At 62.5% G+C, this 21,386-nt stretch carries 22 protein-coding genes; 12 read left to right on the top strand and 10 right to left on the bottom strand.

Annotated features, from left to right (window positions below; translation table 11 throughout):
• Nucleotides 1–11: 11 nt before the first annotated feature.
• Nucleotides 12–368 carry a YkvA family protein gene (locus IEV58_RS00385; RefSeq protein ID WP_188407702.1) on the bottom strand — a complete coding sequence of 119 codons (357 nt, stop codon included), beginning with the start codon at nucleotides 366–368 and terminating at the stop codon, nucleotides 12–14.
• Nucleotides 369–430: 62 nt separating this feature from the next.
• The gene (locus IEV58_RS00380) at nucleotides 431–736 is read right to left on the bottom strand and encodes a 4a-hydroxytetrahydrobiopterin dehydratase (RefSeq protein ID WP_188407701.1); all 306 of its coding nucleotides are present in this window, start codon (nucleotides 734–736) and stop codon (nucleotides 431–433) included.
• A gap of 96 nt (nucleotides 737–832) precedes the next feature.
• Between IEV58_RS00380 and IEV58_RS00375 the strand changes: the two genes are divergently transcribed.
• Genes IEV58_RS00375 through IEV58_RS00365 form a run of 3 tightly spaced genes read left to right on the top strand, consistent with a single transcriptional unit; the run spans nucleotide 833 to nucleotide 2,288 of the window.
• A complete protein-coding gene (locus IEV58_RS00375; RefSeq protein ID WP_188409019.1) occupies nucleotides 833–1,552 on the top strand; it encodes a heme ABC transporter permease in 720 nt (239 codons plus the stop codon).
• Complete coding sequence (gene ccmD, locus IEV58_RS00370; protein WP_188407700.1) at nucleotides 1,552–1,713, top strand: heme exporter protein CcmD; 162 nt, start codon at nucleotides 1,552–1,554, stop codon at nucleotides 1,711–1,713. Before IEV58_RS00375 ends, ccmD begins: the two co-directional genes overlap by 1 nt.
• Nucleotides 1,710–2,288 (top strand): DsbE family thiol:disulfide interchange protein, encoded by a 579-nt coding sequence (locus tag IEV58_RS00365; RefSeq protein ID WP_188407699.1) that lies wholly within the window; start codon nucleotides 1,710–1,712, stop codon nucleotides 2,286–2,288. The genes ccmD and IEV58_RS00365 overlap by 4 nt, the downstream gene beginning before the upstream one ends.
• Before the next feature lie 32 nt (nucleotides 2,289–2,320).
• On the opposite strand, the gene IEV58_RS00360 is transcribed toward IEV58_RS00365, so the two are convergent.
• From IEV58_RS00360 to IEV58_RS00335, 6 genes are all read right to left on the bottom strand, one after another.
• The gene (locus tag IEV58_RS00360) at nucleotides 2,321–3,007 is read right to left on the bottom strand and encodes an HPP family protein (protein WP_188407698.1); all 687 of its coding nucleotides are present in this window, start codon (nucleotides 3,005–3,007) and stop codon (nucleotides 2,321–2,323) included.
• 22 nt (nucleotides 3,008–3,029) lie between these two features.
• Entirely contained in the window at nucleotides 3,030–3,635 is a 606-nt protein-coding gene (locus IEV58_RS00355; RefSeq protein WP_188407697.1) for a septation protein A, read from the bottom strand.
• A 51-nt stretch (nucleotides 3,636–3,686) separates the two neighbouring features.
• On the bottom strand, nucleotides 3,687–4,616 hold the full coding sequence (ftsY, locus tag IEV58_RS00350) for a signal recognition particle-docking protein FtsY (RefSeq protein WP_229729085.1): 930 nt from the start codon (nucleotides 4,614–4,616) through the stop codon (nucleotides 3,687–3,689).
• Entirely contained in the window at nucleotides 4,613–5,863 is a 1,251-nt protein-coding gene (mtaB, locus tag IEV58_RS00345; protein WP_188407696.1) for a tRNA (N(6)-L-threonylcarbamoyladenosine(37)-C(2))-methylthiotransferase MtaB, read from the bottom strand. Before mtaB ends, ftsY begins: the two co-directional genes overlap by 4 nt.
• Entirely contained in the window at nucleotides 5,860–6,717 is an 858-nt protein-coding gene (gene dapF, locus IEV58_RS00340) for a diaminopimelate epimerase (protein WP_188407695.1), read from the bottom strand. The genes mtaB and dapF overlap by 4 nt, the downstream gene beginning before the upstream one ends.
• 68 nt (nucleotides 6,718–6,785) lie before the next feature.
• Nucleotides 6,786–7,379, bottom strand: a complete 594-nt coding sequence (locus IEV58_RS00335) for a GNAT family N-acetyltransferase (RefSeq protein WP_188407694.1) — start codon at nucleotides 7,377–7,379, stop codon at nucleotides 6,786–6,788.
• Between the two features lie 166 nt (nucleotides 7,380–7,545).
• Between IEV58_RS00335 and IEV58_RS00330 the strand changes: the two genes are divergently transcribed.
• The 4 genes from IEV58_RS00330 (at nucleotide 7,546) to IEV58_RS00315 (ending at nucleotide 11,401) form a co-directional block, all read left to right on the top strand.
• Nucleotides 7,546–7,932, top strand: coding sequence for a RidA family protein (locus tag IEV58_RS00330; RefSeq protein ID WP_188407693.1), 387 nt, complete (start codon nucleotides 7,546–7,548; stop codon nucleotides 7,930–7,932).
• 65 nt (nucleotides 7,933–7,997) lie between these two features.
• Complete coding sequence (leuB, locus tag IEV58_RS00325; RefSeq protein WP_188407692.1) at nucleotides 7,998–9,110, top strand: 3-isopropylmalate dehydrogenase; 1,113 nt, start codon at nucleotides 7,998–8,000, stop codon at nucleotides 9,108–9,110.
• Between the two features lie 124 nt (nucleotides 9,111–9,234).
• Nucleotides 9,235–10,224, top strand: coding sequence for a Tim44 domain-containing protein (locus IEV58_RS00320; RefSeq protein ID WP_188407691.1), 990 nt, complete (start codon nucleotides 9,235–9,237; stop codon nucleotides 10,222–10,224).
• 148 nt (nucleotides 10,225–10,372) lie between these two features.
• Nucleotides 10,373–11,401, top strand: coding sequence for an aspartate-semialdehyde dehydrogenase (locus tag IEV58_RS00315; RefSeq protein WP_188407690.1), 1,029 nt, complete (start codon nucleotides 10,373–10,375; stop codon nucleotides 11,399–11,401).
• A gap of 556 nt (nucleotides 11,402–11,957) precedes the next feature.
• On the opposite strand, the gene IEV58_RS00310 is transcribed toward IEV58_RS00315, so the two are convergent.
• Entirely contained in the window at nucleotides 11,958–12,359 is a 402-nt protein-coding gene (locus IEV58_RS00310) for a hypothetical protein (RefSeq protein WP_188407689.1), read from the bottom strand.
• Nucleotides 12,360–12,383: 24 nt separating this feature from the next.
• Here IEV58_RS00310 and IEV58_RS00305 point away from each other — a divergent pair, with 24 nt between their 5' ends.
• On the top strand, nucleotides 12,384–15,950 hold the full coding sequence (locus tag IEV58_RS00305; RefSeq protein ID WP_188407688.1) for a hypothetical protein: 3,567 nt from the start codon (nucleotides 12,384–12,386) through the stop codon (nucleotides 15,948–15,950).
• A gap of 11 nt (nucleotides 15,951–15,961) precedes the next feature.
• Here the strand turns inward: IEV58_RS00305 and IEV58_RS00300 are convergent, their stop codons facing one another.
• Nucleotides 15,962–16,825, bottom strand: a complete 864-nt coding sequence (locus tag IEV58_RS00300) for a LysR family transcriptional regulator (protein WP_188407687.1) — start codon at nucleotides 16,823–16,825, stop codon at nucleotides 15,962–15,964.
• Between the two features lie 110 nt (nucleotides 16,826–16,935).
• Between IEV58_RS00300 and IEV58_RS00295 the strand changes: the two genes are divergently transcribed.
• The 4 genes from IEV58_RS00295 to sdhA all read left to right on the top strand — a co-directional run bounded on the left by IEV58_RS00295 (nucleotide 16,936) and on the right by sdhA (nucleotide 21,375).
• Entirely contained in the window at nucleotides 16,936–18,261 is a 1,326-nt protein-coding gene (locus tag IEV58_RS00295) for an aspartate aminotransferase family protein (protein ID WP_188407686.1), read from the top strand.
• Between the two features lie 481 nt (nucleotides 18,262–18,742).
• Nucleotides 18,743–19,147: a succinate dehydrogenase, cytochrome b556 subunit gene (gene sdhC, locus IEV58_RS00290; RefSeq protein ID WP_188407685.1), complete on the top strand. Its 405-nt coding sequence runs from the start codon at nucleotides 18,743–18,745 to the stop codon at nucleotides 19,145–19,147.
• Nucleotides 19,147–19,530, top strand: a complete 384-nt coding sequence (gene sdhD, locus IEV58_RS00285) for a succinate dehydrogenase, hydrophobic membrane anchor protein (RefSeq protein ID WP_188407684.1) — start codon at nucleotides 19,147–19,149, stop codon at nucleotides 19,528–19,530. The genes sdhC and sdhD overlap by 1 nt, the downstream gene beginning before the upstream one ends.
• A gap of 6 nt (nucleotides 19,531–19,536) precedes the next feature.
• The gene (sdhA, locus tag IEV58_RS00280) at nucleotides 19,537–21,375 is read left to right on the top strand and encodes a succinate dehydrogenase flavoprotein subunit (RefSeq protein ID WP_188407683.1); all 1,839 of its coding nucleotides are present in this window, start codon (nucleotides 19,537–19,539) and stop codon (nucleotides 21,373–21,375) included.
• Nucleotides 21,376–21,386 lie beyond the last annotated feature (11 nt).

The following is a 21,386-nucleotide window of genomic DNA, read 5'->3' as shown; positions in this document are numbered from 1 at the left end:
TGCCGAATAGGTCAGGCGGCCGGACGCTCACGCGAAAGTGCGTCGAGCGCCTCACGGGCAGCCTCGCGGTGGCGGGGGAGGATATTGTTGCCGATGGTGCTGATGGCCAGCGCGATCACACCTGCGTCATCGGCAAATCCCAGCATGGGCAGAATGTCTGGGACGGCATCCGCCGGCATGACGAAATAGGCAAGCGCACCCAGCAGTGTCGCCCGCACATGCATGGGCGTTTGCCGGTCGAAGGCGCAGTAGTAGGCGGCCACGGCGTCTTCGGCGAAGGGCAGGCGCCCGACGTTCCTCGTGACCACGTTCCAGAAGTTGCGCGCGACGCGGCGGGCGTCTCGGGCAGTGTCGGATGTGGTGGCCATAAGCCGTGAACCCTCTCTTGGCAGTGACGTTTCACCTGAAATTGGGACCGGATGCGGCTCGTTCAAGACCGGTCCTGCGCGGCTGCGATCTTTTCGATCCCCGCTGCCAGCGCGATATCCTTTGCCGTCAGGCCGCCGGCGGAGTGGGTCGTCAGCGCGATGGTCACCTTATTCCATACATTGGACCATTCGGGATGGTGGTTGGCCTTTTCAGCCGCCAGAGCGATTCGGGTCATAAAGGCGAACGCCTCAGAAAAATCCTTGAACTGGAACGTCTTGACGATCGCATCGCCGTTTCGCTCCAGCTTCCATCCGTGCAGTCGGGCAAGTTCGGCATCGCGTTGATCCGGGGCTAGACGTTCCACCATGGCGCTCTCCGAGGGGCCTGAGGATTGAGAGGGTGAATCTCCGGCATGCAAAAGCCGTTTTCACCGGGCTTGCAGATGTTCTAGAAGCGGGACGTGATGATCTCGCTCGCCAACCCCACCCGGTTCCTTGCCATTGCCACCGCCATTCTGCCGTGGCTTGCGGTGGCGACGGTGATTGCCCTGATTATCGGGCTGTACCTTGGTTTCTTTGTGGCGCCGCCGGATTACCAGCAGGGCGAGACGGTGCGCATCATGTTCGTGCATGTGCCGGCGGCCAGCCTGGCGCTTGCAGGGTGGACCCTGATGTCCATCGCCAGTCTCGGCGTCCTTGTCTGGAAACACCCTTTGGCGGATGTGGCGGCCAAGGCCGCCGCGCCGATCGGCGCCGTCTTCGCCTTTGTCACTCTTTTCACCGGTGCGCTCTGGGGCAAACCCATGTGGGGCACCTGGTGGGTCTGGGACGCGCGGCTGACGTCGATGCTCGTGCTGTTCTTCATGTATCTTGGCGTCATGGCCCTGAGAGCCGCGATCGACGAGCCGGCGCGTGCGGCGCGCCTGGTGGCGATCCTTACCCTCATCGGCTTCGTCAACGTGCCCATCGTGAAGTTCTCGGTGGACTGGTGGAGCACGCTGCATCAGGGCGCCTCCATCCTGCGCATGGACGGGCCGGCCATCCATCCCACCATCTTCTGGCCGCTGATGGCCAATATGCTGGCTTATGCCTTGTTCTTCCTGACCGTTCATATCGTGCTGATGCGGGCCGAGCTGCGGCGCCGGCGCATCCGGTCCCTGCGCCTTATGGCGGTGGGGGCGTGATGCTGGGCCTGGGACCGCACGCTGCCTACATCATCGTTTCCTACGGTGTGGCCGCGCTTGTGCTGCTGGGGCTTCTTATCTGGGCAGTGGCGCTCGACCGTGGAGCCAGCCGCGAGGTGCGCCGGCTGGAAGAGCGCCGACGGCAGGAGGCCAAGCCATGACCGATTCTTCCGGAACCGAGCGCACCCCTGCCGGCCGGCGCTGGCTGGTGGCGCTGCCGCTGGTGATCTTTGTCGGCCTCGCCGTCCTTCTCGGTGTCCGGCTCTATGCCGGCGACCCCTCGCGGCTGCCATCCACGCTGATCGGACGTCCGGCACCGGACTTCATCCTGCCGCCGCTCGAGAGCGCCGGGACGCCCGGTCTGACGCGCTCCGACCTAATTGGCGATACGGTCACGGTGGTGAATGTCTGGGCCTCCTGGTGCGTCCCCTGCCGCGACGAGCATCCGCTTCTCGTCAAACTGGCCGCACGCGGCGATGTTGCCGTGGCCGGCATCAACTACAAGGATCGGACGGAGCAGGCGCAGCGCTTTCTCGATCTTCTCGGTAATCCATTCAGCCGCATCGGGGTTGATGCCAACGGGCGCGCGGCCATCGATTGGGGCGTCTACGGGGTGCCGGAGACCTTCGTCATCGATCGGCACGGCACCATCACCTACAAGCATATCGGGCCGCTGGACGAGGCCAGCTTCACCAATGTGCTGCTGCCGAAGATCGAACAGGCGAAGGCCCATTAAGATCAGGTGCCCTGCTGGATAGCGGGCGCTTTTCAGCCCATTCTGGCGGTGGGTCCGCGCCGCCGCTCAATCGCATTGGCCTCGGCGTGATCCAGAAGCCGGTTGAGATCCTCGCGGGAGATGTCGAAGGTGGCGCCCATCTGCTCCAGGGCGCGGTCTAGGTCTTCAGGAAGAACGCCCGAGGTGGCTGCAGGCGCTCCGGCCGGTTCCTGCGATGGATGGTGGGGGTAGGATTGCCGGAAAAGCGCATGGAAAGCGACGCCCGTGAGCACCAGGGCGATGGCGTTGAGACCGACCGGCAGGAAGGGAAACAGAATACCCCATTTGGCGACTTCCGGCCCGGCAAGCGCCGTGGTCACTGCCATGCCGCCGCCAGGCGGGTGGAATGAACGGGTCAGTGTCATCACCAGCATGGAGAGCCCAAGCGAGAGTTCCGCCGCAAGCGCGGTGTCGGGAATGAGGATTGCCGCGCCATAGCCGATGACAGCGGAGATGACATGGCCGCCGATCACGCGCCAGGGCTGGGAAAGCGGGCTGGTGGGGAGAGTGAAGATCAGGACCGCCGAAGCGGCGATCGGGCCGAGCAACAGCGGCGAGGTCTCGTCCAGTACCATGGCGCTGAACGTGCTGGTGACCACCATGGCGAGTGTGGCGCTGAGGCAGGCGATGAGCCGGCCACTCCAGGTGGCGCCGGCGAGCGAGAAGCGGAAGCTTTTCATCTGAATTCAACCGCGGGTCAGGTTAGTGCCGTGCGGTCTCCGCTTCCTTTGTCTCGTCCTTGATCTCGTGCCGGAGCAGCAGCGGCGTCTGCGACAACGCGAACAGCATGGTGATGGGCATCATGCCCCAAACCTTGAAGGCCACCCAAAAATCCGTCGTCTGCGTGCGCCAGATGGCTTCGTTCAGAATGGCCAGGAACAGGAAGAAAATGCCCCAGCGCAGGGTCAGCTTCTTCCAGCCGGCCTCATCGAGCCGGAAGGCGTCTTCGAAAACGATCTCCAGCAGCGATTTGCCGAAGAGAAGCCCGCCCAGCAAGACGGCGCCGAACAGCGAATTGACGATGGTGGGCTTCAGCTTGATGAAAAGATCATCGTGCAGCCAGATCGTCAGACCGCCGAAGATCATGACGACGATGCCAGTGACGAGCGGCATGATGGCGATGCGACGGGCGACGACCCACATGATGATCAAGGCTGCAATCGTCGCCACCATGAAGATGGCGGTCGCCTCGAAGATCCCGAAACGTGAATTGGCAAAGAAGAAGACGCCCAGCGGCCCCAGCTCGAGAGCGAACTTGAGCAGGGGAGGCATGTGACGGGTCGGTGCGGCGGTGGTTTTGATCGTCATGATGGTGCATGTGCCGCGAGCAAGGCTCGCGATCAAGTCAATTCGCGAAGCTCACTCCAGGCCTACCAGCGCCCGTGAGAAATCGGCGGCGCTGAAGGTCTCGAGATCCTCCACACTTTCACCCACGCCGATGAAATGGACGGGGAGGCGGAATTTCTCCGCGACAGCGATGAGAATGCCGCCGCGCGCGGTGCCGTCGAGCTTGGTCATGACGAGGCCGGTCACTCCGGCGGAACGCTGGAACACCTCGACCTGATTGATGGCGTTCTGGCCGGTGGTGGCATCAAGCACCAGCAGCGTCGCATGCGGGGCATCCGGGTCGATCTTGCGGATGACGCGGATGATTTTTTCCAGCTCCGCCATCAGCTCGGCCTTGTTCTGCAGGCGCCCGGCGGTGTCGATCAGCAGCACGTCGGTGCCGTTTGCCTTCGCGGTTTCCAAGGCTTCGAAGGCGAGGGCGGCGGCATCTGCGCCGATTTCCTTCTTGATGACGGGCACGCCGATGCGGGAGCCCCAAACGGCCAGCTGTTCGATGGCGGCGGCGCGGAAGGTGTCGCCCGCCGCCAGCATGACGGAGCGGCCCTCTCCCCGGAACTTCTGCGCGAGCTTGCCGATGGTGGTGGTCTTGCCGGCGCCGTTGACCCCAACCATGAGGACGACAAAAGGCTTTTTGTCCGCCACCATCAATGGCCTGGTGACCGGAGCCAGCACCTTCTCGATCTCGCCCGCCACCACGGAACGCACGCCACGATCGTCGAGGTTCTTTTCCACCCGGCGGCGCCCCACCTCCTCGGTGATGCGCATGGCGGTGGTCGTGCCAAGATCGGCCTGGATCAGCAGGTCTTCCAGTTCATCAAGCGAGGCGGCGTCAAGCCTGGTCTTGGTGAAAAGGTCGGTGATGCCGCGTCCGAGCGCGCCGGAGGTGCGGGAAAGGCCCTCGCGCAGGCGCGCCAGCCAGGATTTCTTCGCGGTGTCGGTCATGCGGCGATCAATCTGCGGCCGTCATGGCCGGCAATGGTCACGGGGATGACGCCGCCGATAGGAGCCGGGCGGCGCAGGCTGACGACGGTGAAGCCTTCGGTGCGGCCGATGCCATTGCTTTCCACAAGCGCCGTGTGGCGGCGGCCGATCTCGCCCGCAAGGTGGCGGCGGAACACGTCCTCGGCCTTGGCGCGCAGGCGGGCGGCGCGTTCCTTTGCCAATTCATGCGGCACTTGCGGCATCCTCGCGGCCGGCGTGCCGGGGCGTGGTGAATATTGGAAGACATGGAGATGCGTCAGGCCGCAGGCATCGACGATGTCGAGGTTGCGCCGGGCCTGAACCTCGGTTTCCGTCGGGAAGCCGGCGATCAGATCGGCGCCCAGCACCACGCCGGGGCGCAGGCGGCGGACCTCGTCGCAAAAGGCCACGGCGTCGCGCGAGGAGTGGCGGCGCTTCATGCGCTTCAGGATCAGATCATCGCCATGCTGCAGCGAGATATGGAGGTGCGGCATCAGCCTTTCCTCCTCCGCAAGCGCGGCGAAGAGATCCGCATCGGCTTCCACCGCATCGATGGAGGAGATCCGAAGCCTGGGCAGTTCCGGGACCATCTTCAGAATGGTGCGTACCAGGCGGCCCAGCCTTGGCTGGCCCGGCAGGTCATCGCCGTAGCTCGTCAAATCGACGCCCGTCAGCACCACCTCGCGGCAGCCTTCCTCGACGAGGTTGCGGATGCGCTCAACCACGGCCCCCATGGGGACGGAGCGTGATGGCCCGCGGCCATAGGGGATGACGCAGAAGGTGCAGCGGTGGTCGCAGCCGTTCTGCACCTGGACGAAGGCCCGCGCCATCTCGTGATAGCCGTCGGTCATATGCGGCGCCGTGTCTTCCACCGCCATGATGTCGGCCACGCGCACGCGCTCGAAGGCATCGGTACCGAAGTCGCGCGGGCGCCAGCTCTCAGGCTTCATCTTCTCGGTATTGCCGATGACCTCGGTTACCTCGGGCATCTCGGCGAACATGGCCGGATCGATCTGCGCCGCGCATCCGGTGACGACGATCTCCGCCTCGGGCCGGTCGCGGCGCAGACGGCGGATGGTCTGCCGGGCCTGGCGGGTTGCCTCCTGCGTCACGGCGCAGGTGTTGACCACCACGAGGTTGGAGCGCCCGGCCTCCAGCGCGGCCCGCCGGATCGTCTCGGATTCATAGATGTTCAGCCGGCAGCCGAATGTGACGACATCAACGCTCATGCGGCCACGTCTGCGAAGATCGCCGGATCAAAACGACCTTCGTACTCCAGCTCCGCGGGGCCGGTCATGAGGATATGGTCGTCCGCCTGCCAATCGATGCGCAGGGGCCCACCCGGCAGGGTGACGGTGACACTGCGGTCGGTCAGGCCCTTGCGCGCGGCTGCAACAGCGGCGGCGCAGGCGGCGGTGCCGCAGGCGAGCGTCAGGCCGGCGCCACGCTCCCACACCTTCAGCGTGATGGTATCCGCGCCCGTGACATGGGCGAGGGAGATGTTGGCGCGCTCGGGAAAGAGCGGATGGTGCTCCAGCGCGGGCCCAATGGTTGCAAGATCATGGGCGGAGATGTCGTCCACCCAGAAGACCGCATGGGGGTTGCCCACGTTCACCACCGAGGGCGCCGAGAGAATGGGCGTCCCTTCCGGATAGGAAAGATCGATGGCGCGGCTGTCGCCGGCATCATGGGCAAGAGGGATGTCCTGCCAGCCGAAGCGCGGCCGGCCCATGTCGACGGAGAAGCTGTCCGGAGCCGTGCCCCGGGTCGCGACCAAAGGCCCGGAGGAGGTGGCAAGAAGGGTCTCGTTCTGGCCCGTCTCGCGCATCAGATACCAGGCGACGCAGCGGGTGCCGTTGCCGCAGGAGGAAACCTCGGAGCCATCGAGATTGTAGATGCGCATGAAGGCGTCGATGCCGTCACCATCATGCAGCACCATCATCTGGTCATAGGGAATGACGGCCGCGACCGCGCGGGCCTCTTCCGCCGTGACGGTGATGTCGGTGCCGCGCAGATCCACCACGACGATGGCGTTGCCAAGGCCGTTCATCTTCAGGAAAGGGCGGTTGCCGAGCGGGCTCATGCGCGAAGATCCAGATCTGTCACGCGCCTTATATGGCGAAACGGCCTCGCGATGCCAGTCGTGCGGCCTCAGGTCGTGGCAGCGAAGGCCTGAAGCCGGGCATCCAAACCGTCGCGCACGCGCGGCCAATCCTCCGGCAGGATGGAGAAGGAATGGCTGTCACGTCGCGACCCGTCCGGCCGGATGCGATGGGCGCGCAGCACACCCTCGAATGTGGCGCCGAGCTTCCGCAGTGCCGTCTGGCTGTGAACGTTCAGGTTGTCGGTGAGGAACTGAACACGGCGCGCACCCCAGGTTTCGATGCAATGGGCGAGCAGCAGGCGTTTGGTGGCGGGGTTGACTGCCGTGCCCCAGGTCTCCGGCGCATACCAGGTCCAGCCGATCTCCAGCCGCTTGTGTTCCGGCGCGATATCGAACAACCGGGACATGCCGACCAGCTTTGCGTCCGACAGTCGCCTGACGGCGAAGGGAACCTGCGTGCCATTGGCCTGCTCGGCGCGGGAAAGCTGCCAGTAGGCGTCGAAGGAGCCGCCGACAAGTGGTGTGTTCTTCCAGATGACGGGGTCCGCGGCCGCGGCGGCGAGACCGGCGCGATGATCTTCACTCAGGGGTTCGAGCGCGACGAAGGCATTGGCGAGGCGTATGGCGGCGGGACCGGTCATGAAATCCTGTTCGTGTCATCGATGCTCACTTGCACGTCTTACCTTCTGCCTGCAGCGCGACGACTTTGCCAATGATATCCGGTGATGGGTGCATCAGCTTTTCTGGTTTGCAGAACCGCGGCACGGTCGAGCATAATTTTCCGTGTCCCTGACACGAGAACCCGCCATGCCACGACATCTGATCTCCACCGGCTCGCCCTTCGAGCGTGAAGGCGGTTATTCACGGGCTGTGGTCACCGGCGACTGGGTGTTCGTGTCCGGCGTCACCGGCTACGACTACGCGACCATGACCATGCCTGCCGATGTGGTGGAACAGGTGCGTAACTGCTTCCGCACGATCGCCTCGGTTCTGGAGGAGGCAGGGTCGAGCCTCAGCGAGATCGTGCGCGTGAACTACGTCGTTGCCGATGAAGCTGATGCTCCCAAGGTTTTTCCCGTGTTCGGAGAGCACCTCGGTGAGGCTCGTCCCGCCGCCATGTTGATCATCGCGGGTCTGCTTAAGCCGGAGATGAAGGTTGAGATCGAGGTGACCGCCCTGAAGGGCAGTGCTTGAAAAGAAACCTGCTCGCCTTTAGGGAACCTGTCGACAGTTTCTCTCACCTCTCGAGGCAATCTCCCATGGCAACGCACAAGCTCAGTCTCATGGCCGGCGACGGCATCGGTCCGGAAGTCATCGCCGAGGTGACCAAGCTTGTGCGCTGGATCGAGGCCCGCGGCCTTGCCTCTTTCGCCATCGAAGAGGATCTGGTGGGTGGCGCGGCCTATGATGACCACGGCGAGGCCATCTCGGACGCCGCCATGGAGCGGGCGCTCGCCTCCGACGCCGTGATGTTCGGCTCGGTCGGCGGTCCCAAGTGGGATGCGGTGCCCTATTCCAAGCGCCCGGAGGCCGGTCTTCTGCGCCTGCGCAAGGATCTGGGCCTTTTCGCCAACCTGCGTCCGGCGATCTGCTATCCGGCGCTGGCGGATGCCTCCTCCCTCAAGCGCGAACTGGTGGATGGACTTGACCTTCTCATCGTGCGCGAGTTGACGGGCGGTGTTTACTTCGGCGAGCCCAAGGAAGTCGTGACGCTTGAGAACGGCGACAAGCGGGCCGTGGACACCCAGCTCTACACCACGCCCGAAATCGACCGGATCGCCCGCGTTGCCTTCGAGCTTGCCAAGCTGCGCGGCAAGAAGGTGGCCTCGGCGGAAAAGCGCAACGTGATGAAGACGGGCGTGCTCTGGCATGAGGTCGTCAGCCGGATCCAGAAGGAAAGCTATCCCGACATCCAGCTTGAGCATGTGCTCGCCGACAACTGCGCCATGCAGCTGGTGCGCCGTCCCAAGCAGTATGATGTGATCGTCACCGACAACCTCTTTGGCGACATCCTCTCCGACGTTGCCGCCATGCTGACGGGCTCGCTCGGCATGCTGCCCTCCGCCTCGCTTGGTGCGGAAGATCCTGCGACCGGTAAGCGCAAGGCCATGTATGAGCCCGTGCATGGATCGGCGCCTGATATCGCCGGCCGCGGTGTGGCGAACCCCATCGCGACGATCGCCTCCTTCGGCATGGCGCTGAAGTATTCGCTGGGGCTCAGCGATCTCGCCGACAGCCTCGACGGCGCCATCGCCGACGTGCTGGCAAGCGGATTGCGCACAGCGGACGTCGCCACGCGGGGTCAGAATGCCGTGGGCACATCCGAGATGGGCGATGCGGTGATCGCCGCCTTGGAGAAGCGCCTCGCCTGAAAGGCTTCTCCTTCACGTGAATGTTGGGCAGAGCGCGCTTCATAATTGCCGCGCCTTGCTCTACCCTTACGCGCCTTCAGTTCCTATCTTTGGACTGACAACGAATAATCAGAGGATATGCCCCATGCTGAAACTGAAGTCCCTTCGCCTGCTTGCGGCCACCTTGGCCCTGGGCTTTTCAGCGGCGCTTGTCACCGTTGATTATGCCGATGCACGGCGCGGCGGCGGTTTTGGCAGCCGCGGCACCCGGACCTATTCCACCCCGGCGCCGACGCAGACCGCACCGAGCGCAGCGCCGATCCAGCGGTCAACCACGCAACCGGGCCAGCAGGGCGCACCGGCGGCCGGCGCGCGCCAGCAGGGCGCCCAGGCCGGTGGTCTCTTCGGCGGCATGGGCCGCGGATTGATGGGCGGCCTCCTGCTCGGCGGGCTCTTCGGCATGCTGCTCGGCACCGGCTTTGGCGGCATGGCCGGCTTCCTTGGCCTGCTCCTGCAGGTGGGTGCCATCATTCTGGTCGTCATGCTGGTGCGCCGTATGCTGGCGGCCCGGCGTCAGCAGCCTGCGGCCGCCACGGCCAGCGGGGCTCCCGCGCCCGGTCAGGGCATGACACAGAACCGTTCCGCGCTTGACATGGGCAAGGGTTTCGGCCTTGGCGGGGGCGCGTCCGCCGCCGACACGCGTCCGGCCAATGCCATGGGCGAGAACGATCTCGTGGGCATCACCCCGCGTGATCTCGATGTCTTCGAGCAGCTCCTGATCCAGGTTCAGTCGGCCTTCGCCCGTGAGGACTATGCGGCCCTGCGCAAGCTGGGCACGCCTGAGGTGATGTCCTATTTCGCCGAGGAGCTGAGCCAAAACGCCACCAACGGCCTCAAGAATGAAGTGACTGATCTCAAGCTGCTGCAGGGCGACCTGTCGGAGGCCTGGCGTGAGGGCGATACCGACTACGCCACCGTCGCCATGCGTTACGAGATGCGTGATGTCATGCGCGACCGCGCCACGGGCGCCCTTCGCGAGGGCGACACCGAGGAGATGGTCGAGGTCACCGAGATCTGGACCTTCCAGCGCGAGCGCGGTGGTGACTGGAAACTTTCGGCCATCCAGGACGCCTGAGCCAGCCAGCCATCGCATGAATGACGCGGCCGGGCTTTGCTCCGGCCGCTTGCTTTTTCAGGGCTGCTTCAACCATTGCAATTTGCGGCAATGGGCGTAGAAAAGCCGCCGCCGCGCCCCTTGACCGCGCGGTATCAAGGAGAAGGACATGGGTTATCGAGTCGCCATCGTCGGCGCCACGGGCAACGTGGGCCGCGAAATGCTTAACATCCTCGACGAGCGGGAGTTTCCCGTCGACGAGTTGATCCCGCTTGCCTCGCGCCGCAGCCAAGGCATGGAGGTCTCGTTTGGCGACAAGACCCTGAAATGCAAAGACCTTGCGACCTTTGACTTCACCGGTGTCGACATCTGCCTGATGTCCGCCGGAGGTACCGTCTCCAAGGAGTGGTCGCCCAAGATCGCCGCCAAGGGCGCCATCGTGATCGATAACTCCTCGGCCTTCCGTTACGACAGCGACGTGCCGCTGGTGGTGCCGGAAGTGAATGCGGAGGCTGTTGCCGGCTACTCCAAGAAGGGCATCATCGCCAATCCGAACTGCTCCACGGCCCAGCTCGTGGTTGCCCTGAAGCCGCTGCATGACGCCGCGGGCATCAAGCGCGTGGTGGTCTCGACCTATCAGTCCGTCTCGGGCGCCGGCAAGGATGCCATGGACGAGCTGTGGGACCAGACCAAGGGCAAATATGTTCCGGGCCAGGAAGTCGAGCCGTCGAAGTTCACCAAGCAGATCGCGTTCAACGTCATCCCCCACATCGACGTCTTCATGGAAGACGGCTTCACCAAGGAAGAGTGGAAGATGATGGCGGAGACGAAGAAGATCCTCGATCCGAAGATCAAGCTGACGGCGACCGCCGTTCGCGTGCCCGTCTTCGTCGGCCATTCGGAAGCGGTCAACATCGAATTCGAGCGTCCCATCTCGGCCGATGAGGCGCGCGACATCCTTCGCGAGGCGCCAGGCGTGCTCGTCGTCGATAAGCGTGAGCCGGGCGGCTATGTCACGCCGGTCGAATGCGTCGGCGACTATGCCACCTTCGTCTCCCGCATCCGTGAGGATGCGACGGTGGAGAACGGCCTGGCGCTGTGGGTCGTCTCCGACAACCTGCGCAAGGGCGCCGCTCTCAACGCGGTCCAGATCGCGGAAAGCCTCATCAATCGCGGGCACCTCAAGAAGGCCGCCTGATAAGGGCGGACCTTTCGAGAACCACTGGAGGATCGGACCGTTTGGCCCGATCCTCTTCAATTCGGAATATTTCTCCCTGAGGCGGTCAGCTGCGCCACGCCAGCCGCAAGTGTTGACCGGCGCCCCTACGACTCCGATCTGCCGACTGGCCGCGAGCTCTGGCCGCGCGATCAATGTCACGCTAAGTAATTTTCTTTGCAACTATGCTGAATATGCGGGCGTAATCGTGATTTATATTTATGTGATTGATTATTATTTCGCCATATAATCGTCATTAGAAATGATGGCTTGCTGTCTGCCTGTGTGTTCTTGCCAAAATCATTGACAGCATGGCCAATCTTTATGCAGATGCATTATTTTACCAAAGTTTTATTGCGGTTATATTGACATCCGCTACTCCGTCAGCCCTAATATACAAAACTGTCACGTGCATTCCTGCTCCTGCGGGAGCGCTCTATCTTGAATGAAGGGCAACGGCATGAGGGTCACTTCAGGAGTCGGGAACGTCATTACGCCGACGGAGAGAGACAGCGAATTCTCGCTATCGGGGATTTCGCTATCCGCCATAACGCGCAGGCAGGTGGTCCACCATGGCCCGGGTGATGAGGCAATCAAACAGGCCATTCGCAAGGTCTACGGCGACGATGCCGATAAGGCTCCCGATGAATGGGAGGTTCTCGATGCCGAGACAGATGAACTGCCCGAGCTCGAACGCTTTGCCTACATCAGCCAGGAAAACGCTCTCGGCGCAGGCGGTATGTTCTATATCGTCAAGGACGCAGAGGGTAACGACAAGGTCTTCGTCGTCTATGACAACTTCGAGGGAGGCGAGGACGACCTCTATGACTGGCTGAAAGGCCTGAGATCCCAATTCGTCTCCAAGTATGGTGACAAGCTGAGGGAAGGCGTTGCACCCGAAGGCTATACCGTGGCGGACGATGATACGGTCGCGCCCCACGTCATGGACTTTACCTCGATCGAGATGATCGAGGCCGGCCTGTTTCGATACACCACCAAATTCGGCGACAAGGTCCTTCTCGATACCCGTTCACCTGATGGCTCGCAGGTCTACGATGCGAACATCAGTGACAAGAAGATGGCGTTGTACCAGCACGTCTGGCACGCTTACCGGATGCGCTTCTCCGACATTATGCCGGGCAGTGAGATCCAGAAGATCGTGGATGAGCACGATGCCTGGATCATCGATCCCGGCAACGGCGGCGAAGGCGCAAGGATCGGTGATGTAACACCGGGGATCGCCGCGACCGGTGTCTTCTATGACGTCGATTACAACAAGACCATCGATCTGATCCTCATCAAGAACCAGCATGGGTATCGTGCGGTCGTTCCTGGCACCACAGAAGCAGATCAGGCCTACTTCGACTACGTCAAAGGCGAGGTGGACAAGTATGGCACGCATGAGAGCGTGATGAAGTATGGCTCACGCTTCTCCGGAGCTTACGACAATGGCGATCTGGATGGTTACACTCTCGCCAATGCTGATACGCCCGTTCCAAGTATCTATGATATCAAGACCATCAGCGAGATCCAGTACGAAGACAAAGCCAATAACTACATCAAGTATGAAACGCGCGACGGCGGCAAATTCATCGTCGATGCCTCCCGAAACCCGGACCATCACGACGCGGCGCTGAGGGCTCTCCGGACATTCCAGCTCCGGGATGAAGGTGCCATCGTCGTCGGCGCGAATGACGTCATAGATCCAGAAGAAATCAAGGATGTCAGCTCTTCGGACAAATATCCGGAGGGAATGCTGACCTTCAAGCGAGGCGGGCGGACCTATGTCGTCGTCGCCGAAATGAATCCCGTTGTCCATTCTGCGGCGGTGCAGGTCCGGAACGCCGCGGCGCTTGGAGGGGCTTCTGAAGCGCGGGGAGAGGAAATGTCCTTCCTCGAAGACCTCGACATCATGAATGCCCTGACCGACGAGAGTCTCGAAGAGGGCGGTACTGAGAAAGCGACCGTGCTGCAGTACGTCTTCAAAAAGCTCGTCGAAAAATACAGCGGCATGGAACTCGACAAGAACGACCCCCGCTTCCAGTTCCTGCAGGCGTTTCGTGCGATCAGCGCGGCGCAGGCCGGCATGGATATCACTCCCTTCGTGGAGGATGTCCGTTGGGAAGGCGCCCACACCTCCCGTTCAGAAGGCAAGAAGAAGCACCTCACGAAGGCCGACATGGAGGCCTTTATCGACAGCGGCAAGGCCTATGAACTTTATCAGAAGGCCCTGCAGACCGAAGAAGTTCAGGAGGATTACAATAAGTTCTTCGGAGAGGCTCTGGGCAAGGTCGACGATGTCGACGGCCGGCGGGAGAAGCTCCGTAAGCTCATCGATAATCCCAAGCCGTTCCTCGAGTATATCCAGCGCCTGAAGGACGAGGGCAAGCTCGATCTGGCGGAGCTGGAAATTCAGAGACTGACGGACACCATCAATGCCCTTCTGGATGAGGACGAGGCGGCGGACGCGATCTTGGCGATCACGTTTGGTGCCACCGGCGAAGATCTCGACCGCATCCTCGAAGATCCAGATTCCATTGATAACAAGGATATAACAGTCGTCACATACGACATCATCGCGATGATGCTGCGGGCGACGTCGCTGACCACGGGCGTCGTTCGCCGCACACTGGAGACGTTGCGCAGCCTGAACGACAGCAGCCCCGACGCAGTGGCGGCGGTCTTCAAGGAGCTGCAGAAGCTGTATCTCGAGGTCGGCAGCACCATGGGCGACAACCATGGCCAGCCAACTGCCGAGGCTGTTCGTTCGGCGCTGCAGCGCGCGCTCAAGGGCTTCGGCGACGATATCGACAACGGCAAGTTTATGTCGGCCTTCCTCGACCTGAACAAATACGGTCTGCTGGGTTCCTTGGTCGGCGGCATCGGTATTACGACAGGTGTCATGAAGCTGACGTCGTGGAACAGACCGGACGAAGGCGAGGACGGCCTGATTGACGCCTATGATTATGCGGCGCTGGCAACGGCGCGCGATTTCATCAACGCCCTCAGCCTCAACACGGCATTCATTCTCACGTCGGACTCCCTGCTCAAGCTGATCAAGTCTGGTGGGATGGTCGATTTCATGGGCCTAGCTGGTTCACTTCCCGAGGTGTGGGGTGAAAACGGCGTGCTCAAGGAGTATCGGGGCGCAGCTCCGACGCCATTGGCGGACGAGATCAGTCGCGCCATTGGCATTGACCTCAACAGTTATGCCCCTGTGCAGGCTGCCCCCGACACTCCGGAGGCGGAAAAGGCCAATGGGTATGTTACCAGGGCGCTTTCCAAACTCGGTATCAATACCGTTTTGCCGAAAGTGGTTGCCACCGGCGTGGGCACAATGCTCCGCGTCTTGAGTTCCCTGGCCGACGTGACGCTCGGCGTCGTGGATATCATACTGGGGGCGCTCAGCCTGCGCGGCAGGATCGAAGGCACCAATTCGGCGACAGGCGGGCTCCAGATATTCGCAGGCGTTCTCGAGGGTGCCGCCGGCATCGCGGGAACCTTCTCGATGTTCGGCAAGGGCGGGCTCATGGCCAAGGCCATCATGACCGGCACGCTCGCCGTTGCCTTGGGCATAACGCTGTTCAGCTTTGTCACGGGCATTGCCATGGCGGACCAGGATAGCCGCTTCAACGCGCAGCTTAGGTATTTCCAGGATCTCGATTCGGCCGGGCTGCTGGAGCGCGGGTGGGGCCAGAAGCTCGAATATGCGATGTACACCCTTTACGATGGCGAAGGCGGTTATGGCAGCCGCGATGCCCCCGAAAACATCAGCATCTTCGACTATCAATGGAGAGAGTTCGAGCACTTCCTCAATACCGACCAGGAAGACGGCTCTTCCGTGAATCGGCTTGATGGAAGCCTGCGTTTCAACGCCAACGGCAGTGATTGGACGCCAAAGAACGGAAGCGAGATCAATGGCGACCCGGTTGATTACGAAGACACAGTAAATACCATCGTTTGGCACTATGCGAATGAAGGCATTTTTCCGGAGTCGCGGAAGCTCTGGGGCTTCAATCAGGATGGCCGACCGATCAAGCCGCTCTTCGCGAAGCTGATACAATATTATCTGCAGAACAGGGACGCCGACGCCAGCGCCGAAGAAGCCGCGAGCTGGGCGATCGAGCAGATAAAAAGCCGGATTGGCAACGCCTATGGCGATCAGTCCGAAAGCGATGAGGCCCAAGAAGAGATCGAAATCTTCATGAATTATGTCAACAAAGATGATCGTAACGGCAAGAAAGACGCCATCGCTGTTGCCACCGAAGTAATCGACAGTGGTGCCGGCCGCTGGTTTAATCCGGACGATCCTCTTGAAGGTCTCTCCGGTCGTGCCTTGGAAGTCATGATTCAGAGATATATCAAGGAAGGCATCAGGAACTCGGATGGCGTTCTGGTCTACCTCGACCCAAACGACTACGACCGCAAGATACGCTGGAACGATGAGGAAGATCGGTACGAAGACTTCGATACGGGCGAAGTCCTCGTGTGGAACAAGGAGGAAAACCGTTACGAGCCCGCGGCTGCCTGATATCGGTATGGTCACCCAGCGCGCGCCGGCAAGCGCAGATTGTTCTTCACAAACTCGCCAAAGGCCCGGACCGCGGCCGAGGGCCGGACAGACGCATAGGCCATGCTGATCCCGATGCCAGGCAGAGGTGGCATCGGCGAGCCCAGCACGTAAAGATCGTCTGGCATGGCCGAGCGGGTGATAACGCTGATCGCCTGTCCCGATCGCGCAATCGCGAGCAAACCGGCAAGGCTGTTGCTGGCGAAGGCGATCCGGTAGGCCTTTCCGGCCCGGTCCATGGCGTTGCACGCCGCACGATGATCGAGCGTGTCCGGAGCCGACAGGGCGAGGGGCGTGACCTTATGCTGGAGAAGCTCGGATGCGGGAGCATTGGCCACCCAGACAAAGGACTCCGGACGGATGATCGCGCCGGGATCGGAGTCCTCGGGGAGAGAAATCAACGCCACGTCGATCCGGCGGCGGTGCAGGAGGTGGCGCAGCTCCACGGTAGGGGCGCAGACGACCTCGATTTCGACCTTGTCGTTGAGTTCGGTGAAGCCCTTGAGAAGATCGGGCACAAAAGCGGTCAGATAGTCCTCAGGGCAGCCGAAGCTGATCGCGCCTTGCAGTCCGGTGCCGGACAGATCCGCAACGGCCTCATCGTGAGCACTCAGGATTTTCTCTGCATAGGCCAGAAGTCGGTCCCCTGTGGCGGTCAGCCCCACGCCGGTGCCGGTGCGGTGCAGGATTGGCCGACCGATGACGGTTTCGAGCCGCCGCATCTGCATGCTGACCGCCGATTGCGTGCGGCCAACCTGAAGCGCGGCGCCACTGATCGAGCCGGTTCGCGACACGGCGACGAAACTCCGAAGCAGGGCAATGTCGAGGGAAGCCATAAGGTATCAATTCTCCTGATTTGAGAATTGCGTATTATGAACTTGATTGAATCAAGGCGGCAAATACCATCGAGCACATCTGACGATCCCGAAAGCCAAGGGTGTTCTTCATGTCCATCGCCGTCGCAGATTTCTCGAATGCGAATGAGGACCCCGCTTTCTGGTCCGCCGTCTCCGACCATGTGCTGCGCTACGGTGGGCAGTTCGAAAAGCGCATCATCGAGCGCGCCCAGGGCAGCTATGTCTATGATGCGGTTGGGCAGCCGATCCTCGATTTTACCTCCGGACAGATGAGCGCCGTGCTCGGCCATTCGCATCCGGAGATCGTGCGCACGGTGCGCGAGCAGATCGGCGAGCTGGATCATCTGCTCAGCGGCATGCTGTCCCGCCCCGTGGTCGAACTGTCGCGGCGCCTGGGATCACTGGTGCCGGGGCTGGAAAAGGTGCTGCTGCTCTCCACCGGAGCTGAGTCCAACGAAGCGGCGATCCGGCTGGCCAAGATGGTGACCGGCAAGTATGAGATTGTCGCCTTCTCCAAGAGCTGGCACGGCATGACGGGGGCTGCCGCTTCGGCCACCTACAGCACCAGCCGTCGCGGCTATGGGCCAAGCAACGTCGGCGCTTTTGCGATCCCCGCGCCCAATGCCTATCGCCCGCGCTTTACCCATCCTGACGGCAGCCTGGATTGGCAGACCGAACTGGACGACGCCTTTGCCCTGCTCGACAGCCAGTCGACCGGCAATCTGGCCGCTTTCATCGCCGAGCCCATCCTGTCATCGGGCGGGATTATTGAGCTGCCCCTGGGATATCTGGCGGCGCTCAGGAAGAAATGCGACGAACGCGGCATGCTGCTGATCCTCGACGAGGCACAGACGGGGATCGGACGAACCGGTTTCATGTTCGCCTTCGAGCGCGACGGTGTAACGCCCGATATCCTGACGCTGTCGAAGACGCTGGGGGCGGGACTGCCGCTGGCCGCGGTGCTGACCAGCACCGAAATCGAAGAACAGGCGCATGAACGCGGCTTCATCTTCTACACCACGCATGTCTCAGATCCGTTGCCGGCCGCGGTCGGCGTCACCGTGATGGATGTGGTGCAGAAATACGGACTGATCGAGCGTGCGCGCGTCGCGGGCATACGGTTGCGCGACGGCCTGGAGGCGCTTCAACAACGCTATGACTGCATCGGCGATGTCCGCGGCAGAGGTCTCCTGGTGGGGCTCGAGATCGTCGCCGACAGGGCCAGCCGCGCGCCTGATCTGGAGATGGGCGAACGGATCGGCACCGAGGCGATGGCGCGCGGGCTGAGTATGAACATCGTCAAGCTGCCCGCCATGGGAGCCGTGTTCCGCGTGGCGCCGCCGCTGACCATCTCGGACGAGGAAATAGATCGGGGATTGGACATCATCGCCAGCTCGCTCGAGGCCGCGCGATAAACGAGCCAATCGCGGCCGGGCTGGCCGGCGATCACCGTTGGCCTTTGTCAGGCCGGCGGTCGGATTGGGGGCGGCTCCGCCTCGACCCACCGGTGTACGACCTGATCTGCGCGGTGCCGGTGTGGCTTCGCGGCTGCCACGATGGTGCGGATCCGGGCGCGGCGCGGGTGAGACTCAATTGTGCCAGAACGCGAGTGCGGCAGCGATGCCTTCGCTGATGTGAAAATCCTGGTCCCGGCCCCTTGCGGTTCAGGAAAATCCTCGCCGCTCCCGCAAAATCGCGGTAGGGGAAAGAACATCGTTCGGGAGGAGAGTGCCGCCCGCGGCCGATCCCCTAACAATGGGTGCACCTGAGGCTATCGTGCGGTCAGATCACAAAAAACGCGATATGCCGCAGCCTGATCCGTACTTGTTGCATTGCCTCATGCTTTCCAATCCGCTAGTGACCACCCCAGCCACTTTAGAACGGGTCTGAACCGCGATGGCCAATTCCAAGACCGGTGTGCAGCGGCCGCTGTCTCCGCATCTGCAAGTCTACCGCTTCACCACCACGATGCTGATGTCGATCGTGCATCGGATCACCGGCGGCGCTCTCTATTTCGGCATTCTTCTGCTCGTGGGCTGGCTTCTGGCCGCCGCCAGCGGCCCTGAAGCCTTCGATATGGCGCAAGGTTTCTTCGGCTCCTGGTTCGGCATTCTGGTGCTGCTGGGCTTCTCCTGGACCTTGATCCATCACGCCATTGGCGGCATCCGGCATCTTGTCTGGGACACGGGCGCGGGCCTTGGCCCCAAAGGCCGGGAGGCCTGGGGTCTCGGCACCATCATCGGCTCGGTTGTCATCACGGCCGCCTTGTGGATCGGCGCCTTCGTGTTTGGATTGATCTGATGCCTGAGATGCGCACCCCCCTGAGCAAGGTTCGTGGCCTCGGCTCGGCCAAATCCGGCGCCAAGACCTGGTGGCGCGAGCGGGTCGGCGCCGCTGCGCTGCTGCCGCTGACGCTGTTCTTCATCTGGCTTGTCCTGTCGCTTGCCGGCAGCGATCACGCCGCCGCTGTCGCCACCATCGGTAATCCCTTCGTCATGGTGCTGCTGCTGCTGTTCATTTTGGTCAGCGCGGACCATATGAAGCTCGGCATGCAGGTCATCATCGAGGACTATGTCCACAGCGAGGGCCAGAAAGTGGTCTGGCTCGTTCTCAACACTTTCTTTTCCTATGGGCTCGCCGCGGCCGGTGTCGTGGCTGTGCTCAAAATCGGCTTCGGGATGTGACTGCCAATGGCTGAGATCAAGAGCATCGACGGCGGCGCTCCGTCCATCGTGGGCGCCGCTTACGATATCACCGACCACACCTATGACGTCGTCGTAGTTGGCGCCGGCGGCGCCGGGCTCCGCGCCGTGGTGGGCTGTTCGGAAGCGGGCCTGCGCACTGCCTGCATCAGCAAGGTGTTCCCGACGCGCTCCCACACCGTGGCGGCACAGGGCGGCGTGGCCGCCTCGCTCGGCAACATGGGCCCCGATAACTGGCAGTGGCACATGTACGACACCGTCAAGGGGTCGGACTGGCTGGGCGACCAGGACGCCATCGAATATCTGGTGCGCAACGCGCCGGCGGCCGTCTATGAGCTGGAACACTGGGGCGTGCCCTTCTCGCGCACCGAAGACGGCAAGATCTACCAGCGCCCGTTCGGCGGCATGACGACCGACTTCGGTCGGGGCCCCGCCGCGCAGCGCACCTGCGCCGCGGCGGACCGTACCGGCCACGCCATGCTGCACACGCTCTATGGCGCGGCGCTGCGCCATCAAGCGGAGTTCTTCATCGAGTACTTCGCCATCGACCTGATGATGAACGAGGAAGGCGCCTGCGTCGGCGTCGTCGCGCTCAAGATGGACGACGGCACGATCCACCGCTTCCGCTCGCAGAAGACGATCCTCGCCACCGGCGGCTATGGCCGCGCCTATTTCTCGGCGACCTCGGCCCATACCTGTACCGGCGACGGCAACGCCATGGTGCTGCGCGCCGGCCTGCCGTTGCAGGACATGGAATTCGTGCAGTTCCACCCGTCAGGCATCTACGGTTCGGGCTGTCTCATCACGGAAGGCGCCCGCGGCGAGGGCGGCTATCTCACCAATTCAGAGGGCGAGCGCTTCATGGAGCGCTATGCACCGTCCGCCAAGGACCTGGCCTCGCGGGACGTGGTCTCGCGCTCCATGACCATGGAGATCCGCGCCGGCCGCGGCGTCGGCAAGGCCAAGGACCACATCAATCTGCACCTTGAACATCTGGATCCCGCCATCCTGCACGAGCGCCTGCCGGGCATCTCGGAGAGCGCGAAGATCTTTGCCGGCGTCGACGTGACGCGTGAGCCGATCCCGGTCATTCCGACCGTTCACTACAACATGGGCGGCATTCCGACGAACTTCCACGGCGAAGTGCTGACCAAGAAGGACGGCGATCCCGATGCCGTGGTGCCGGGCCTGATGGCGCTGGGCGAAGCGGCCTGCGTGTCGGTGCACGGCGCCAACCGCCTTGGCTCCAATTCGCTGATCGACCTTGTGGTATTCGGCCGTGCGGCGGGCCTGCGCTGCGCCGAGACGGTGGTGCCAGGCGCGCCGCAGCGTCCGCTGCCGGCCAACGCGTCCGATCTGGCGCTGTCGCGGCTCGATCATTTCCGCAACGCCAAGGGCGGCAGCCGTACGGCGGAGCTGCGCGCCAGGATGCAGAACGTGATGCAGTCCAACTGCGCTGTGTTCCGCACCGGCGAGGTTCTGGAAGAGGGCAGGGGCCTCATCAACGAGGTCTGGAAGGGCACGGAAGACATTGCCGTGACAGACCGCTCGCTGATCTGGAACTCCGATCTCATCGAGACGCTGGAGTACGACAACCTGATCGCACAGGCCGTCGTCACCATGGAAAGCGCAGCCAACCGCCAGGAAAGCCGCGGTGCCCATGCTCGTGAGGATTTCGCCGAGCGTGATGACGTCAATTGGATGAAGCACACGCTCACCTGGGCGGATGACAAGGCGCGGTCGGTGAACATCGACTACCGCCCCGTCCATACCTATACGATGAGCAATGACATCGCGTACATCGAGCCCAAGGCTCGCGTGTACTGAGGACGCAGGAA

Source organism: Agaricicola taiwanensis, assembly GCF_014635245.1.
Classification (GTDB): Bacteria; Pseudomonadota; Alphaproteobacteria; order Rhizobiales; family Methylopilaceae; genus Agaricicola; species Agaricicola taiwanensis.
Note: the sequence above shows the minus strand (reverse complement) of the source record. Positions and strands in the feature narration are given on the sequence as shown.